The sequence below is a fragment of the Kitasatospora sp. NPDC006697 genome, from assembly GCF_042869935.1.
In the GTDB taxonomy this organism is placed as follows: domain Bacteria; phylum Actinomycetota; class Actinomycetes; order Streptomycetales; family Streptomycetaceae; genus Kitasatospora.
In genome coordinates this window covers 53,479-69,288 of the sequence record NZ_JBIAGU010000032.1, presented here as the reverse complement: position 1 = coordinate 69,288, position 15,810 = coordinate 53,479, and the positions used below count along the sequence as shown (strand labels likewise).

The 15,810-nt window shown below is 70.2% G+C and carries 18 protein-coding genes and 1 pseudogene; 14 read left to right on the top strand and 5 right to left on the bottom strand.

Annotated features, from left to right (window positions below):
- The first annotated feature begins 32 nt into the window (after nucleotides 1-32).
- From ACFYNO_RS32925 to ACFYNO_RS32915, 3 genes are read left to right on the top strand one after another with little or no spacing between them, the layout of a single operon-like run.
- Complete coding sequence (locus ACFYNO_RS32925) at nucleotides 33-500, top strand: hypothetical protein (protein WP_388021103.1); 468 nt, start codon at nucleotides 33-35, stop codon at nucleotides 498-500.
- Between the two features lie 13 nt (nucleotides 501-513).
- Entirely contained in the window at nucleotides 514-906 is a 393-nt protein-coding gene (locus ACFYNO_RS32920; protein WP_388021101.1) for a hypothetical protein, read from the top strand.
- Between the two features lie 48 nt (nucleotides 907-954).
- Nucleotides 955-1,218, top strand: a complete 264-nt coding sequence (locus ACFYNO_RS32915) for a hypothetical protein (RefSeq protein WP_388021099.1) — start codon at nucleotides 955-957, stop codon at nucleotides 1,216-1,218.
- A 147-nt stretch (nucleotides 1,219-1,365) separates the two neighbouring features.
- Here the strand turns inward: ACFYNO_RS32915 and ACFYNO_RS32910 are convergent, their stop codons facing one another.
- Complete coding sequence (locus ACFYNO_RS32910) at nucleotides 1,366-3,009, bottom strand: hypothetical protein (protein WP_388021228.1); 1,644 nt, start codon at nucleotides 3,007-3,009, stop codon at nucleotides 1,366-1,368.
- Between the two features lie 362 nt (nucleotides 3,010-3,371).
- Between ACFYNO_RS32910 and ACFYNO_RS32905 the strand changes: the two genes are divergently transcribed.
- From ACFYNO_RS32905 to ACFYNO_RS32865, 9 genes are all read left to right on the top strand, one after another.
- Nucleotides 3,372-5,261, top strand: coding sequence for a hypothetical protein (locus ACFYNO_RS32905; RefSeq protein WP_388021097.1), 1,890 nt, complete (start codon nucleotides 3,372-3,374; stop codon nucleotides 5,259-5,261).
- Nucleotides 5,251-6,015, top strand: coding sequence for a hypothetical protein (locus tag ACFYNO_RS32900; RefSeq protein ID WP_388021095.1), 765 nt, complete (start codon nucleotides 5,251-5,253; stop codon nucleotides 6,013-6,015). Before ACFYNO_RS32905 ends, ACFYNO_RS32900 begins: the two co-directional genes overlap by 11 nt.
- Nucleotides 6,016-6,351: 336 nt before the next feature.
- Nucleotides 6,352-7,107 carry a hypothetical protein gene (locus tag ACFYNO_RS32895; RefSeq protein WP_388021093.1) on the top strand — a complete coding sequence of 252 codons (756 nt, stop codon included), beginning with the start codon at nucleotides 6,352-6,354 and terminating at the stop codon, nucleotides 7,105-7,107.
- A 214-nt stretch (nucleotides 7,108-7,321) separates the two neighbouring features.
- On the top strand, nucleotides 7,322-7,477 hold the full coding sequence (locus ACFYNO_RS32890) for a hypothetical protein (RefSeq protein WP_388021091.1): 156 nt from the start codon (nucleotides 7,322-7,324) through the stop codon (nucleotides 7,475-7,477).
- 662 nt (nucleotides 7,478-8,139) lie between these two features.
- Nucleotides 8,140-8,349, top strand: a complete 210-nt coding sequence (locus ACFYNO_RS32885; protein WP_388021089.1) for a hypothetical protein — start codon at nucleotides 8,140-8,142, stop codon at nucleotides 8,347-8,349.
- Nucleotides 8,350-8,394: 45 nt separating this feature from the next.
- Complete coding sequence (locus ACFYNO_RS32880) at nucleotides 8,395-8,910, top strand: hypothetical protein (protein ID WP_388021087.1); 516 nt, start codon at nucleotides 8,395-8,397, stop codon at nucleotides 8,908-8,910.
- A gap of 488 nt (nucleotides 8,911-9,398) precedes the next feature.
- Nucleotides 9,399-10,364: an SMI1/KNR4 family protein gene (locus ACFYNO_RS32875; RefSeq protein WP_388021085.1), complete on the top strand. Its 966-nt coding sequence runs from the start codon at nucleotides 9,399-9,401 to the stop codon at nucleotides 10,362-10,364.
- A gap of 272 nt (nucleotides 10,365-10,636) precedes the next feature.
- Nucleotides 10,637-11,308, top strand: a complete 672-nt coding sequence (locus tag ACFYNO_RS32870) for a DUF402 domain-containing protein (protein ID WP_388021083.1) — start codon at nucleotides 10,637-10,639, stop codon at nucleotides 11,306-11,308.
- On the top strand, nucleotides 11,305-11,814 hold the full coding sequence (locus ACFYNO_RS32865) for an NUDIX domain-containing protein (protein WP_388021081.1): 510 nt from the start codon (nucleotides 11,305-11,307) through the stop codon (nucleotides 11,812-11,814). Before ACFYNO_RS32870 ends, ACFYNO_RS32865 begins: the two co-directional genes overlap by 4 nt.
- A 244-nt stretch (nucleotides 11,815-12,058) precedes the next feature.
- On the opposite strand, the gene ACFYNO_RS32860 is transcribed toward ACFYNO_RS32865, so the two are convergent.
- The 4 genes and pseudogenes from ACFYNO_RS32860 to ACFYNO_RS32845 all read right to left on the bottom strand — a co-directional run bounded on the left by ACFYNO_RS32860 (nucleotide 12,059) and on the right by ACFYNO_RS32845 (nucleotide 14,031).
- Complete coding sequence (locus ACFYNO_RS32860; protein ID WP_388021079.1) at nucleotides 12,059-12,673, bottom strand: NPCBM/NEW2 domain-containing protein; 615 nt, start codon at nucleotides 12,671-12,673, stop codon at nucleotides 12,059-12,061.
- A gap of 297 nt (nucleotides 12,674-12,970) precedes the next feature.
- Nucleotides 12,971-13,255, bottom strand: a pseudogene (locus ACFYNO_RS32855) (transposase family protein); the annotation flags it as partial.
- 68 nt (nucleotides 13,256-13,323) lie between these two features.
- Nucleotides 13,324-13,581, bottom strand: a complete 258-nt coding sequence (locus ACFYNO_RS32850; protein ID WP_388021078.1) for a DUF6221 family protein — start codon at nucleotides 13,579-13,581, stop codon at nucleotides 13,324-13,326.
- Between the two features lie 39 nt (nucleotides 13,582-13,620).
- A complete protein-coding gene (locus ACFYNO_RS32845; RefSeq protein WP_388021226.1) occupies nucleotides 13,621-14,031 on the bottom strand; it encodes a transposase in 411 nt (136 codons plus the stop codon).
- Nucleotides 14,032-14,163: 132 nt separating this feature from the next.
- Between ACFYNO_RS32845 and ACFYNO_RS32840 the strand changes: the two genes are divergently transcribed.
- Together ACFYNO_RS32840 and ACFYNO_RS32835 are read left to right on the top strand one after the other, a co-directional pair.
- Complete coding sequence (locus ACFYNO_RS32840) at nucleotides 14,164-15,069, top strand: hypothetical protein (protein ID WP_388021076.1); 906 nt, start codon at nucleotides 14,164-14,166, stop codon at nucleotides 15,067-15,069.
- A 45-nt stretch (nucleotides 15,070-15,114) separates the two neighbouring features.
- Complete coding sequence (locus ACFYNO_RS32835) at nucleotides 15,115-15,627, top strand: hypothetical protein (protein WP_388021074.1); 513 nt, start codon at nucleotides 15,115-15,117, stop codon at nucleotides 15,625-15,627.
- Nucleotides 15,628-15,810 lie beyond the last annotated feature (183 nt).

Sequence of the window (15,810 nt, the reverse complement as noted above, 5' to 3'; positions counted from 1 at the left end):
CCCACGGCGGCCGCCATCGAGGAGAGATGACCATGACCACCAACGGCACGACTGGCAACACTCAACAGATGGCTCTCGACGGACCGATCAGGGAGTACATCGGCGAGCTTCTGTGCGCAAACCTGGCCGCTGAGGAGGCGCGGGAGGAAGAGATTCGGCGCCTCGAAGAGGCCGGGCACCGGATCGTGAACGGCGGTCAAACCGGAATGGACTCGTGGGAGATCACAGACTGGCGCTCAGATGCGCTGATTGAGGCCGGGTCAAATGGCCTCGACGGTTACGACGCTGCGGCGGCCCGCCTGGACCCCACGGGCACCTGGTTCCACATCGACCATGTTGGCGAGGACGTTGACGAGGTCCCGGTGAACACGTTCGGCCTGCCCGACTCCCTGGCCGAGGCGCTGCGCGAATGGCTCTCGCTGCGTTCGACACCGGACAAGGACGTGGCGGCCGTCACCGGATGGAGTGCGGAAGAGATTCAGCGACACCGAGTCGATTGAGAGGGATAGCGCAGTGGGGATCAGCGGAGAGGTGAGCGTGGTTGTTCCGGGAATCGAGATGCCCGACGTGCTTGTCACCTTCGGAATCGACTTCCCACGTCAGCGTGAGCGCCCGCTGCGGGAAGGCTACGGCCAGTCGGTAGAGCTACCAGCGATGATCGACCTCGTCGCCGCCATCGAGACCGGCACCATCACGGCCACGGCGGCGCGCGAGGTGCTTCTGCGGCTCGCCGATCACCTCTACGACCGGTGGGACCTGCGCCAGCACGAGCAGCACGACGACCTTCTCGCCTGGTGCGTCCGAGACGGCGGGTGCCCCGACTGTGAGAAGTACGGCGACCGCTTCGAGCCGCACCTCGATGCCCTGGCCGAGCGGTGGCGCCGCTACAACAGTCCGGACGAGTAGCCGTTCACCGCGGGCCGCTCCGCAGGACTGCACGAGACCACCTGCCCTGTGGTGCGGCAGGCAATACCGCCAGAGTGGAGCCGACCGATCGGCGAGGAATACGTCCAAGAGCGCCGGCTCTTCTGCCACCGGCAGGACCTGCGTTACGGCGGTACCGAAGCCGACTTCGAGTTCGAGATGGCGGCGACGACGACAGACAGCGGCTGGACGGTCATGACCATCGAAGAGACCCGGTTGTGGGAAGCTCAGCACACCGGCCCGAAGGGCGGCCGCAAGTATCGGCGCTGCCGGCGCTGCGCACCGACGCCGTAGAACTGACCGACGGCCGCGCTGTCTCACAACCAGCCCGTGGCTTCGCGCGTCGCGCGCGAAGCCACATGTACGGAGCGGGGCGATCCCGCTGCGCACCGCCCGCCAGCGCGGACGGATCCCCTGCTCAGGGAAGCAGCCGGACCGGTGTTACAGCAGCCCGCCCAGGGGCCAGACCCGCTCGGCGAGCCGGCCGTGGAGCAGGCCGTCGGCGGTGTCGGCTTCGGTGAGCCAGTCGGCGGCGACCAGCTGGCCGGCGTGCTCGCTGATCTCCTCCATCGGCAGGGCGCAGAACGCGGCCGCGGTGTCGAGCGGGATTCCGCCGGCCTCGGGGTGGCCGAGGTGGCCGTCGGAGCGGGTGTGGGCGGCGGTGTACAGGGCGAGGAGCCGGGTGGCGGCGTCCGTCTTCTTCTTGCGGAGTTTGCGGTCGCCGATGGTCTTCTGTGCCCAGCCGGAGAGCTTGGGGCGGGTGGACTTGCCGAAGGTGAACGGGTACGGGTCGCGGGGCAGCAGCGAGGGCACGGTGACCAGGGTGGGGCTCTCGGGGCGGGAGTCCAGCGCCTCGGTGACGGTGCCGGGCAGGTGCAGCCAGTCGGCGGCGATCAGCTGGTCCAGGACCCGTTCGGTGTCGCCGGCGAGCCAGCCGGTGAAGTCCTGGCCGGTGACGTTCCCGGTGCCGGTGCGCGCGGTGCGCAGGGTGAGCATGAGGACGGCCAGGTGGACCTGGGGGTCGTGGTGCGGGGCGTGGGCGGTGACGTGGTCCAGGATGGTGCGGGCGCAGGCGGCCTGTTGCCGGGTCAACAGCCGCTCCACCGCGACCTCGGTCGCGCCGTCTGTGCTGGCGGTCACCTGTCCGGTGCGGTTGCGGTGCGTCTCCCGGCTGGTCTCGGCTGCCTGCCGGGCGCGCCGCGCCTCCTGGCGCAGGTTGGTGTCGCCGGTGACGTCGGCCCACAGGTCGAACGCGCGGGCCTTGCGCTCCTGGAGCTCGGCGAGCAGCGCGTGGTCGGGTTCGGTCCGTTTCTGGAGATCCCGGAAGGCATCACCGAGCTCGATGAGTTCGGTGCGCAGCACCTCGGGCTCCAGGTCGTACGGCACGATCCGCTGGGCGATCTTCCCCCACCGCTTCGAGCGCCGCGAGGCGCCCGCCGGCGAAGCGGCGCGGGCACCGGGCACGGTCTGAGCGGCAGCGGGGGAGGGCGGCTCGGTCGCGGGCGCGGTGGCGCGGTCGGAGAACGCCGCCACCACCTTCCGCTCGACGGTGCCGCCCGGGTGCTCCCCTGCCTGGCCCGGCTTCCCGCTGACCATGGCCGCCTCGGTGGACGCGGTGCGGGCCGCCGGCACGGCGCTGGCCAGCACCCGACAGCCGGCAGTGGCGGCCGCGCAGCGCGCACACGTCTCCGCCAGCCGCCACAGCCGCCCCGTCCGGTCCGCGTACACCGCCAGAACCACCGCGCCGCCGCACCTCACCGCGCTCATCACCGCCGGCGTCCCGCCGTGCCGTCCGGCGCTCGCGTCGGGATCGGGGACGTGCCACGCGCAGCGGCCGGCCAGGCAGGCGCAGTACGCGTGAGCGCGGGGCCCGCCGGCCGTGCGGATGCGGGCCACGTGCAGCTTGACGTGCTCCACCGCCGCCTGGCGTCCCTCGGCAGCGCTGGGGAAGCGCTGGTCGGCGCAGGCTGCGGCGGAGCAGGACAGCCGGACGGTGCCGGCTGTGGGGCGGCCGTAGGGGTCCAGGCGCACCGTGAACGCCCGTCCCATGACGCGTTCCTGCTGCGTACCGGTCTCGGCCTGCATCGTCACCTGCGACTCCCCGCGCGGTTGTGGGCCCGTTGTTCTGGGCGGATCTCATCATCGTGGATCCGCTGTATCGCGCAGGGCGGTCCGCGACACGCCTCGCCGAACGGATCGGCACGGCGCGGCGGGCCCGCCGGCCCGGCTCACGGTGCACCGGGCCGCTTCCGGGTCGTGTTCGCATCGGCCGGCGGGAGGTCCGGTACGCGTTTGGATGCGCCAATGGTGACCGCGGGTCAATCTGATGCCCGGGATGCCGCTCGATGGGCTGGCGTCGTGGCTCTTCCCGTGTCGTGGTTCGGAACTGCTCGTTGCCGTCGGTGGTTGCGCTGCGTGGTGCGGTGCCGCGATGGGGGTGGGGCCGTATGCCCGGCAAGTTCCGGATGGTCCGGCAGGAGTTCCTGATCGACGGGGTCTGGGACGGCCGCAGCCACGACGCGGTTCTGCGGCAGTTCCGGGCGAGCATCGGGGCCGGGTGCAGCACGGCCGCGGAGTCGGCCTTCGCCGCCCTGGGCGCAACCGGCCCGGTGCTGACCGGGGTGATTGTCGACCAGGTCCAGGCGATCCGGGACACCGTGGAGGTCGACTCCGGGACCTGGACGGTCACTCTCGACCTGGCCGGCAAGGAGGTCGAGTTCCTCAACACCGCGACCGGCGAGGTGCGGGTCCTGCCGGTCAAGCCCGAGGGCGGCGAGCAGAGCGCCGGATCCTTCAGCCTGGAGCTGATGGGTATCCCGTCGGTGGAGACCTCCCGGGGCCGGGTGACCATCGACAGTGTCATGGCGCTGCTGTACCTGCAGCAGGCCTACGCGGGGCTGCGGGCCTTCGGCGGCGCGAACGCGCAGGACCTGGCCGTCACCATCGAGGTCGTCTTCGGGCTGCTGGACGAGAAAGCCGCCAAGCTGAAGGCGCAGGCGGCGGCCGCCAGCCGCAGGGCGACCCGCGCGGCATCGGAGCTGCGCAAGGCCACCGAGCAGCGCCTGTCCTACGGGCTGCCGACCGCGGCCGACCTGGACACGCAGGCCGCCGTGGCCGCCAAGGCTGCGGATGCGGCGGGCGCCGAGGGGCAGCGCCTGCGCGGTGAGCTCGAGCAGCACCGCGCGGTGCTGACCGGCCGGGAGCAGGAGGCGGGGCGGGCCCGCACCGTCATGGTGGAAGCCGCCGCGGCGGGCGACCGGGCCCAGCAGGCGATGGGCCCGCTGTACGAGAAGCGGGGCCTGGCCCGCCAGGCGCTGCAGCGCGCCAAGGAACGGCTGCGGCCCCTCACGCACTGCCCCGAGTGCGAACAGAAGCTGCAGAGCCGCACCGGGCCGGGCCCCGTCTGTCCGCTGTGCGGCCAGCCCGATGCCGGCCGCGATGCGCGCATGGCGCGCCTGGCGAAGGAGCTGGAAGCCGCCGAGAAGGCCGCCGCCGCCACCGAGGAGTCGCTGAAGGCCGCGGGCGTGGCGGTCGAGAAGGCGGTCGCGGGCCGGCGCCGGGCGGAGGAGGAGGCCCGCCGCGCCGCTGGCAGGGCGGAGGCCTACCGGGTGGCGGAGATCGCTCCGCGGGAAGCGGCGCTGGCGCAGGCCGGCGCGGCCGAGCGCGAGGCGCGGGCCAGGTGGGCCGCCGCCCGCGAGCGGCGCAAGGAACTCGCCCGGATCCAAGAGCTGGAGCGCGAGGCCGGGCAGGCGAAGGAAGAAGCCCAGCAGGCGCAGGACGCCTGGGCCGCCGCCGAGGGCGATGCCCAGGAACGCCGCGCCACGATGGCCGCCGACCTGTCGCTGCTGTTCGCCGAGAAGCTGATGGCGATGGCACCGGACAGGGTTCGCAGCGCCAGCATCGACCCGAAAACGTTCACCCCCCGGGTCAACGGCCGGCCACTGCGCAGCCTGGCCCGCTCCGCCGGGCTGATCAGCATCGCCAACACTGCCCTGCACCTGACGCTGCTCGAGGCCGCCGCGACGATGCCGGACGTGCTGCTGCCCGCATTCCAATGGGTCGACGCCCCGCTGGACGGGATCGGCGGTGGACCGCAGGGCGAGCGCCTGGTCGCCGCGGCACTTGCGGTGCTCGCCGACACGACCCGCGTCGGCGCGCAGGTCATCCTCTCCACCCCTCAGGACCTGGCCGCCGTGCCCGGCACGGTGACCACCGATCTGGACAGCGACAACCGCTTCATCCCGCACGCCCGCCCCGAGACCGACGAGGCCGGCGGTCTGGACCACGTGCCCGCGCAGTCAGCGGCGCGGGACGAGGCGGGCAGCCGTGTCGACTGACGCCCAGACGGTGGCGCTGGACCTCGGCATCGACGACTTCATGCTCGTCCACACCAGCCAGCAGCGGATCGTCCCCTACCTCGACGACGGCGTCGACCAGTGGGAGGTGGTCATGTACACGGTGTACGACTCCAGCCCCGACACCCCGGTCGGCACCGCGAGGATCACCACCATCGACAGCTACTGCCCCGACCCGGTGGCCGCCCTCGACGAGCTGAGCGCGGACCTGTTCTCCGTCGGCAAGGCCCTGTTCGGCGAGGACGGGGAACTTCGTGACGACCTCCGCGAGCAGATGGCGATGCCCTACGGGCGGATCGTCATCGTCGACGAGGTGACCATCGACGAGCGCCTGCGCGGCCAAGGGCTCGGAGTCTTCCTGACCGGCATGGCCCTGCGGCACCTGAGCGACATCTCCGGCGTCTTCGCCCTCTTCCCCGGACCGCTCGAACGCGATGACACCCCCTACGAGGTGGCGGTCCAGCAACTCGCCCAGGCATGGTCCCGGCTGGGGTTCGAGCACTACCGAGACGGCACCTGGGTCCTCGACCCGGGGACGACCACGCTGCGCGCAGCGCTGCGTGCCGGGTACGAACGCCTCGCGAGGTGGCGCTGGCACTGCTGCTTCCGCCTCCAGCCCGGTCAGGCCGAGAGTGAACTCGTCAGCGTCACGGCCGTTCACGCGGATACCCCCGCCGACCAGCCCGGTCCCGAAGACCCTGCCCTTGGAAACTCCCGGGTCCTGCGGGCTGGCTGACCCACCCGACGACGCCTTGCCAACATGGCTGTGCGTCAGCGGCACGCTGCAAGAAGCCCAGAACGCCGCGCGCCGCACCACCTCCGGCGACGCGGCGAGCGACATCCCTGTGGTGGTACATCGCGCTGCTGCACCTGGACTACGCCCACGCTCTCTGGAAGGACAGCATCGGCCCCGCGCTCCGGCGGTAGAACCCCGTCGCCCGGCTCGTACACGCGAGCCGGCCCGCGCCTGCCGGGCTTTCCGGATTCCGGTACGAGGCTGGGCTGGCGTTCGTACGATCGGCTCGGCCCGGGGGCGCCTGGCCGGTGCAGGACGAGGGAGAGGGAGGAAGCAGTGGGGTTCGTGGCCTGGATCGTGATCGGCGTGCTCGTGGCCGCGGGCGTGGTGGTCTGGCGCATGGGTCGCTACCCCGGCGGCTGGCGGTACGCGTTCGGTGCGTTGTACGCCGCCGACCGCAGGGACTTGGACGCGGCCCGCAGCGCGCTGCGCGGGCTGCGGGACCAGGCGGCTCGCGAACGCGAGGCGGCCACCGGAGACGTCGCGCTGGCCGAGCAGGCCTACCAGAGCCGGGTCGCGCTGGCCCGGGCGCACCTGGCCGCGCTCCGCGACCCCGGCACGGGCCTGCTGCGGTCCTCGGTCGGGGGACTGTGGCTGTACGAGCACGTGCTGGAGGTTCACGCGGAGGGCCGCGTCAACCGGTACCCGCTGAACGAGGTCTCGATCCGCGGCGAGTACTCGGGCAAGGCCGGCCACGTCTACCTGGCGCTTCCGACGGGTCGCCAGCAGATGGTGTCCGTCGAGCTGGACGAGGCGACGTCCGAGGCCGACGTACGGGCGTTCGTCGTGGAGGCGTTCAACGCAGCCGCCGACGCCAAGGTGTCCAGGGCCGAACGCCTGGCGAAGGTGCCGCAGGCCGAGGCCGAACTGCGCAAGGTGATCGCCGACACCACCGGCCCGGAGCAAGCCCGCCGACGTCTTGCCGATGTCACGTCCCGTCAGAAGTCAGATGCGCGCATCCCGCAGGCCCGCCGCGAGCTGGACGAGGCACGCGACCACTGGGAGCATCTCACCGGCCGCCGCCCGGAGTAGCCCAGCGGCGAGCGTTCGGTCAGCCGGCGTCGGGGAGGAACTGCCGCCAGGCCGTGAGCTGGGCGATCGTGCGCTGCAGGCAACTGCTCTCGGCGCTGCGTGACCACATGACGAAGTCGGCGGAGGCCGCGATGCGTCTCCGGTCGACTTCGTCGCTGTTGTTGAATGCTCAGGCGCGCCCGAGGTGGAAGACGGTGACGGTTACCGTCTGGTCGTGGACCTCGTACTGGACGCGGGCACCGACCCCGAGGTCGACGACTACACCGCCCGCACCGACCCGGCCGCCGACTCCGGCGACCGCATCAGCCTCTACCGGGTGCACGAGACGATGGCCAGCGTCTTTGTGGCCTGGATCATCGCCGGACCCTGACCCGGCATCAGCACCACCCCGGGACCCGGCCGGGCCCCTCACGCTCGAATCGTGAGGGGCCCGGCCGTCAGCGTACGGGGCGAACCGTTCCGGGCTGGTCGATTGTGTCGTTCCCCAGCCCGTGGCCGGACCATGGTGGCACAACGTCTTCGTCTCACTCGCCTGCAGCCTCATCTGCTGGCGACGACTCAACACCCACGGCCAGTGATCGTGTTACGAGTTCTAATTCGGCGACGGCACTCACTGTTGATCCGGAATGGCTTCCCTCAGTTATCAAAGGCCGTTGTGATCAATAGGTTCGAGCGCGTAGCTTGGTGAGCCGGGTGGACTCGACCTTTCCTGGGGGGAAAATGAAGTACCGCTCCGCTATTCGCCGGTCAGTGGGCTTGGCGGCCGCATCATCGGCATTTCTTTTGATCGGCGCCGGGACGTCCCAGGCGCAGCCGGCGCCTTCGTCTCAACAGCATGGCAGTGGGCCCGCGGTCCTGCGTCTTGTCCGTCCCGGTGCTGCAGGAACGGCGTCCCCGCAGGACGTGGTGACGTGCAACGGGAGCGCGCTGCGCCCCTTGTACAGCGGGAGCGCCATCACGGCGAGCGGCACGTTTTCCTGTGCCCCCCACGCCCCATACTCCTGCACGCTGGACGTCCAGCTCCAGGTCTACATGCTCTACCAGGAGAAGTGGGAGACCGAGGCGGACAGCGGCACGAACTACAACTGCGCGCCGCCCACGCAGTCTGCGTGGGCCACCGCTCACTGCGACCCGATCTCCGACACCTACAGTTACCGCACGTATCTGTACTTCACGGCCTCGTACAACCAGACGGTGAGTGAAGAGGCGACCAGCGACACCCTGAACATCAACTGCTTCTAGGTCCCAGTCATCGCCCCGCACAGGTTTTCCCGAAAGAAAAACACCGTGGACAATTGGGAACAGGCATACGCTCTCGCGCGTCGCATTTCCGGCGACGCTATGGCCGACAGCGGATTCGCCGATACCGCGAACCGGCGCTACGGCATCTGGTCGCTCGACCGGAAATGGGCGGAGGAGCGGTTCACCCTACTGATCGGACTCGCCGTCCACGATCTGATGGCCGGAAACGCCGCCGACGGGCAGCCTGTGCTTCCCGAGCTGCACAACGTCGTCCTCGCCATCAAGGGCGGTAACCACCGGGAGATGCTGAACCGCGCCGCCGCGACCCTCTCCCCGGAGCACCTGCGCGAACTCGATCTCCTCGACCGGGTGTTTCGGAACGGGGAGCCTGGAGCCGGGATCGCATGGATGCGAGTCGCGCAGATGGCGATGGACGCCGTGCGGCAGGCGGACGGCACACTACCCCCCGCCATCGAAGTCCGCTCCACCTATTCGGGCGGCGACGCCCCGGCCGTTGCGCGCATCGAGCTCCGCGCAGACGATCCGGCCACCGGCCCCTGACGCGGCTTCAGCCGTGCGGGTCGGGCCGCACCTGCCCTCTGGAGGGGATCTGACGGTGGGGCCGCTGCCTGAGGGTCGGGGTCGTCGTGCCGGGCCGAACCGGGGCCTGCACCTCCCCACGGCCGCCCGTTGTCGACCCGACCTCGACCTGGCCGACCTGCCCGGTCCATGGCAGCTCCACAGGCAAGAAGTGGCCGGTCCCCTCGAACCTGAAGGTCTGCCGGGCCATCCGGGTAGGGTGCAGTCCCCGAACCACCCCGCTGAAGGAACGCCCGCTCCCCGTGGACATCCACACTTCATCGGTGCAGCCATGGCAGAGGCTCCCTTCTCACGACCTATCAGGTCATGTCCGGCGACCTTCCGCACCTCGGGGGAACCTCATTCCCGCACCAGCGCTCACCGAAGTCGCGGCCTGACCAGTAGCTTCACTCGCCGGGAGCGCTGCACAGCCTCGGCCGTTGACACCCCGGTGAGGCAAACTGCCCGCCATGACAACGGCTGATCACGTCCTGACCTCCTGGAGCCGCATCGGCACCTGGCTCACCGCGCACACTCGACGAGGCCCGGCGAGACCAGCGCCGGATGCCGCCCGCCTGGACGCGTTCGAGGCAGACCTCGGCCTGCCCCTGCCCGCCGAGCTGCGGATCTGGTGGCTGCTGCCCGACGTCGCCGCGAGCTACTGGATTCCGGACGCGTTCGCCCCGGTCTCGCTGGACGAGGCCCTGGAGACCCACGAGATCTGGCTCCTGGTCGCAGAGCAGGAAGGCGCCTCATTCGACGAGAACGGCCAGCCCGAGAGCCGCTACCAGCGGGAGTTCATGCCGATCGCGCTGAGCCCCGGCGGCGACGGACTGATCGTCGACATGCGCCCCGGTGACACCCACGGCACCGTACTTTTCTGGGACCACGAGACCTGGACCCTGGACGTCCCCCAGTGGCTCTCGGTCACCTCAATGCTCCAGGACATCGCCCAAGCCCTGGAGGCCGGCACGCCCGCGCTGCTGGGCCACACAGCCCACGGCGGCTCCCGGGGACCCAGCACCGCCGCAGTCGACGACTCACTCGACCTCACCTGGCAACCCACCCACCACGTGACCCGCCAGAGCACCATGCCCCAGCCAGCCGCAGCGGTCGATCATGCACGGATGAGACCAGAAGTGCAGGCGTTCGTAGCCGACGGCCCCCTCCCCGACTGGGCCGCCGAGGGCGAGGAGATCGACCGGCGAGTCGAGCAGCTCGAAGCCATCGCCAAGCCCGTCACCGGCGAGGAAGCCCAAGCACTGGTCGCCTGCTTCGGCCCGGACGACTGCTACGGCGTCGCCTGGACCCTGCTACACCTCATCGAGACCGGCCCGAACCCCGTCCTGACCACCGAGCCAGCTCCCAACGCCAACGAGTGGCACCACACCCTCTGGGCCCGCATCGTCAACAGCGGACTCGCCCCCTCAGCTTGACGCGCTAACACCGTGCGATGTCTGCGGTGGGGAGTTTCGCCCCGGGGCCGCCGGTTAGTTTCACCCCGGCCGCTGGTGAGTTACGCCTCGGACCCGGCGAGTTTCGGGTGTCGTCGCAGGTCAGCGGCTGGTTAGAACGCACTGCGGTACGCCGTGGCGGCGGGGCTCGGCGCCGCGGCGCGGTGGGGCAGAGCCTTCGACATGTCCTGCCCGGTGCCGCCGTCACACCTTCGAGCGGACTTCCCGGCCTCGCCGCCGGGAAGGCTTGCCCCGTGACCGACACCAACCTGTTCCAGCCCGGCACCACCGTGCTGCGCCGCGACGTCCACGCCGACCGCGTGTGGACCGCGATGCCCCAGCGGGTGATCGACGACACCGGCCACGTGCTGACCCTGGCCTACTGGCCGGGAATCGAGAGCCTGGCCCCGACGACCTGGATCACCGCGACGCGCACCGGCGACGAGACCACCCGCAAGCAGGGCCTGGAAGACCTGGCGGCCGGCACCTGGACGCTCGGCCGCTACCGGTGGACCGGCACAGAGCTGCTGAGCCACTTCCTGGCGGGCGAGTGGTTCTCCGTGCACTGCTTTCAGGACGCCACCACCCACGAGCCGCTGCGCTGGTACGTCAACTTCGAGAAGCCCTACCAGCGCCGCCCCGGCATCGGCATCGACACCATGGACCTCGCCCTCGACCTGGTCATCACCCCCGACCTGTCGGGGCACCACTGGAAGGACCGCCACGAGTACAGCCAGCTGCGCCGCCTCGGCCTGATCGACGACTACCTCCACCACCAGGTCGAGCAGGCCAAGGGGAGGGCAATCGCCATGCTCGACAACCGCACCGGACCGTTCGCCGACGGCTGGCACACCTGGGCACCGGACCTGGCCTGGCCACTGCCGACCCTGCCCGATCACGCCGACGACTCGACCACCGGACGGTGACCGCGCCGATCCCCGTGCGGGTGTGCGCGGTCCTGGTCCACGACGGCCGGGTGTGTCTGATCCGCCGCCAGCGTTCGGCCGGCCCCCAGCACTCGCTGCCCGGCGGCGTGGTCGAGGACCAGGACGGTGAGGAACCGGCCGACGCGCTGCGCCGGGAGCTGCTCGAGGAGCTCGGCCTCGACCTGGCGGTGCTGCCCGCGCCGCCGGTGCTGCGCTTCGTACAGGGCCAGGAGACCGACCGGCCGGGCGAGAGCGTGCCGTTCCGGCGCCGGCACCTGGTCTACGTTGCCCACCTGCCCGACCACCTGGTCCAGGCCGTCGCCGCAGCCGAGCAGGACGCTCCCGACGAGGCGCCGGTGGTGTGGCTGCCGGTGGCCGACGCGGCCGGCCTCCACCTGTACCCGGACGTCGGCGCCGTCCTCGACCAGGCCGTCCGGCCCGACACCGTCGCGGGCGGCCCGGTGCTGCTCCCGGCGATGACCGGAGCGTCCTACCGGTGGCGCTGACCTCCCGTGTGACTGTGCACCATAGATGGCCAGGGTTTTCGCGCTACTTGGCCAACGGGCGGGCACTCGTTTACCAGGGCGAATCCTGGGGCCCATCGACGGAGACGGGTTCGCTGCGCCTGCGGCGGGCCTCTTCTTCCTCGCGTTCAGCTGGTGCCAGCCGCTTGCAGCGGGGCGGGCGGGGCGCGGCCAGAAACCGTCAGGCTCCCTCTGCACCCGCCCAGCCGCCGCTGGAGCGCCTTGGCTATGTGGTGAGGCGGGGGTTCGCGAAGACGATCGTGGGATTCCCGGTCAGGCACATGGCTCCGCCGTGAGCATCGGTCCAGTAGGTGATAGTGAGGCGCTGCACCCCAGTGACATTGATGTCGACGGGAACGGTGTGGTCCAGGGCGAGGTGCGCCAGCTGGACGTGTTGGCCGTCGGCGTCGATTTGGACGTCGCCGCCGACGTTCTGGGAGGAGTCGTCGATGCCGAGCAGGCCGGTCAGCTGCTTGTAGGAGCGGTTGAGGTCGTAGACGCTCGTGTAGGGGGCACCGCAGGGGTTACCAAGGAGCGCATCGCTGTAGGACTGGGTGTTCATCGTCGCGCTGCCTCCCGAGAGGGGATGGTCGCTTTCCCGTGAGGGGCGGAGTCCTGTGAGGGAGCCTCCGCCCGGCGCGGCGGCAGGTGACTGGGGGCTGGCGGAGTCCGACGCAGCGACCGTAGAAGCGGCGGTCACTGTGATCGCGGGACCGGGGACGGTCACGGTGACCGTGGGGCGGGCAGCGGCGGTTGGCGAGGCGACACCTGCGGCGGGCAGCCCGAAGAACCCGAGCGCCAGGCCGGCGACACCTGTCAGTGCCGAGATCATGGCGGCCATTTCGCTCATGCTCCGCTTGGGTGCCGCCGGGACTGCGGGTGGGTGCGCAGGCGGTGGCGGTACCTCGGCGCGTGCTCCGCGTTCCAACTCGTCCCCCAACTCGAAATCCTCTGGCTCCTCTTGACGGGAGCTCCGCCATTCAAGCAAGGCTCGGTGGCGTTGAACAGGCTGCCTCGTACCCGGGCTTCGCTGCCTGGACACGGTGCCTGGAGAGCCCCCAGAAGGCCGCTAAGGGTTGTCCCGCAATTGATCTTTGAGGCGAGCGAGAAACAGCTCGTGGATCGGTGACGGCCTTGTCTACGTGGCCTGGAGAAGGTTGTGCAGGCGGGCGATTCCGAGCATTGCGTGGTGGACGCCGTCGCCCTTGAGGCGGCAGTCGCGAAGGATCTTCCAAGTCTTCATGCGGGCGAAGACGTGCTCGACTCGGGCTCGGACCTGCTTGTGCTCGCGGTTGTGCTGAGCCTGCCACTCGGTCAGTTCTCCGCCGCGTGGCCGGCGGTGCGGGATGACCAGGCCAGTGCCCGGGTAGCCGCCGTCGGCGATCGTGATCGTTGTGCCGACGGCGGCCTTGGCCCCGGACGTGTCGACGGTCACGTAATTCGGCTCTGGCGAAGATCTTGTGGCACCCCAAGGTCTTCCGCTTAAACGTTCTAGGGTCGCCACTCCGCCTGGTAGTCGGGGTGCTCAGCGTACGACTGTGCGAGCACCCGGAGGGCATACCTGAGACCGGTGAACCGTGCGTCGGACGGATCCATGGCCTCGTAGTCCCGAGCCAACATATCGACCAGGTCGAGCATCGGCAGATGGCTGTCGAGGAGAGCATCACCTCCGAAGCGGTAGGCCACCTCGGCGTAGGCATGGTTGTCCGCCTCATTACGGGCGTGAAGGAACTTCAGGAGGTTGTCCACGAGGTGATTTTCTCCCACCTCCGGCGATGCCGACCCGCCTTAAGGCCGGAGGAGGACGCGGATGCGGAGGAGGTCGAGTTTGGCCCGGCCGTAACCGGCGCGCTTGAGGAGCTTCACTCGCGTCACTTGGCCTTCGACCTGGCCCGAGCTCCAAGGGCTGGACAGCCCTGCGACCACGGCGTCCTGGTCCCGGCGAAGGCCGGCGACGAGCGAGTGGGGCGCGGGTAGGTCGTCGGCGAGGACGCGGTTCATCCAGTCGGGCAGCAGGTCGCCGCGTCGGTCGTGGAGCATGGCGGCGAAGTCCCGGACGTGCCGGGCCGCGGCGTCGAGGTGTGGGCAGGCGGCCCGGATCTCCTTGAGTTCCTGGGCATCGTCGGCACGAAGGCGGGCCGGGTCGGTCATGATCCAGCGGACCACTCGGCGGGGCCGCGGGGCGGGTCGGGGTGCCACAGGGGGCGTGTGCTGCTTTGCGTGCCGTAGGTAGCGGCGGACGGTCTGGACGCCCCCGCGAAAACCGAGTTCTTCATCCCGCTGCGAGCACTCGACCTGCCGGTCGGCCACATCGTCACGGTCCTGGAGGAGATGGGGATCTACGAGGACAACAGCGAGCCCTCCTTCGAGCGCTGGCTCGCCGAGCGACTGGAGGGTCTCGCGCCCGGCATCCGCTCGGAGGCCGAACGCTGGACCCGCGTCCTGCACGACGGCGGCCCGCGCAGCCTCCCGCGACGAGAGGGAACGGTCTGGCTCTACCTCAACCGGGTCCGTCCGGCACTGCTGGAGTGGTCGGATCGCTACGACCACTTGCGGGAGGTAACCCGCGGCGACGTCCACACCTACCTCAAGGCTCTTCACGGCCATCACCGCCGCGATCAACTCGTCGCTCTGCGTTCGCTGTTCAGCTGGGCCAAGCGGAACGGGGTCGTCTTCTGCAACCCCACCAGCCGGATCAAGGTCGGTCAGTACGAGTACGCCGTGCTGCAACCACTCGTCCCCGAACAGGTCGACCGGGCGGTCGCAGCGGCCACGACGCCGGCGACACGGCTCATCCTCGTTCTCGCCGCGGTCCACGCGGCCAGGGTCGCCCAGATCGGCACCCTCATGCTCGACGACGTCGACATCGGCAACCGGCGGCTGACCGTCGCCGGCCGCGTGCGGCCGCTCGACGACCTCACCCTGAAGCTGCTGCTGGACTGGCTGGAGCACCGGCGCAGCCGCTGGCCGAACACGGCGAACCTCCACCTACTGATCAACAACCAAACCGCGAACAGGACCACCCGGGCTAGCAACCACTGGATCAGCGCGGCGATGCGCGGACAGGCCGCAACGCTGGAGCGGCTCCGCGTCGACCGACAGCTCGAAGAAGCGATGACCCAGGGCCCGGACCCGCTTCACCTCGCCGAGGTCTTCGGACTCGCCGAGAAGACCGCCATGCGTTACGCAGACTCCGCACGCACCCTGCTGGAAACAGCCGCTGAGCAGCAACCGTAGTGAAACCTGCTCGACCCGACCGCCCCATGCGGAGATCATGGGCAGATGTCGTCCACCGAATCAGCAGCCCACGAGCTTCAGGACCGCGCCGTTCTCTGGAGTATCGGCGAGATCCGTGCAGGCGATGTGGTCACCGCAGCCTGTGATGCACTCGTTGCCGGACTCGACAGTCCTGCCCTGCGGGCCCTGGCAGCCTGCACACGCGCTGAAGCGGACTACGACGTCCCCGAGATTCTCCCCTCCGCGCTCGACGAGCTCGGCCTCGCCTTCTACGCAGTCGGCAGCGTCGCCGGCCAGGAAGCCGCCGCGCGGGCACTCGCGGGCCAGATGCTGGCCGGCGAACTGACTCCTCCGGAGCTTGCCTTCCGGATCCACCAGCGTTTTGGACATGAGCTGCCTCTTGCGGAACGGCTCGCCGAGCTCGACGACGAGTACGACATGCTCGACTACGGGGGCGGCCGGGCACCGTCGGAGGTCGACGCAGAGGTCACGGCCGAAGCTCGCCGACTGGCTCAGCAGCCTCGTGTTTCACTCGAACCCATGGATGCACCAATCTGAGGCACACCGCTCGACCCGCGAGTTCACGCTGAACGAGCTTCAGTTTCCCTGAACCCACGGGGCTCTTGGGAGTTGAGGAACATCTGTGCCTGATCGTGCACCCGTTGCCAGTGGGGATGATCAGGTCGGGGGGGGGGGATCGGCTCGACGGACTCGCCGGCCGCCCGGCGCCGCAGCACGGTG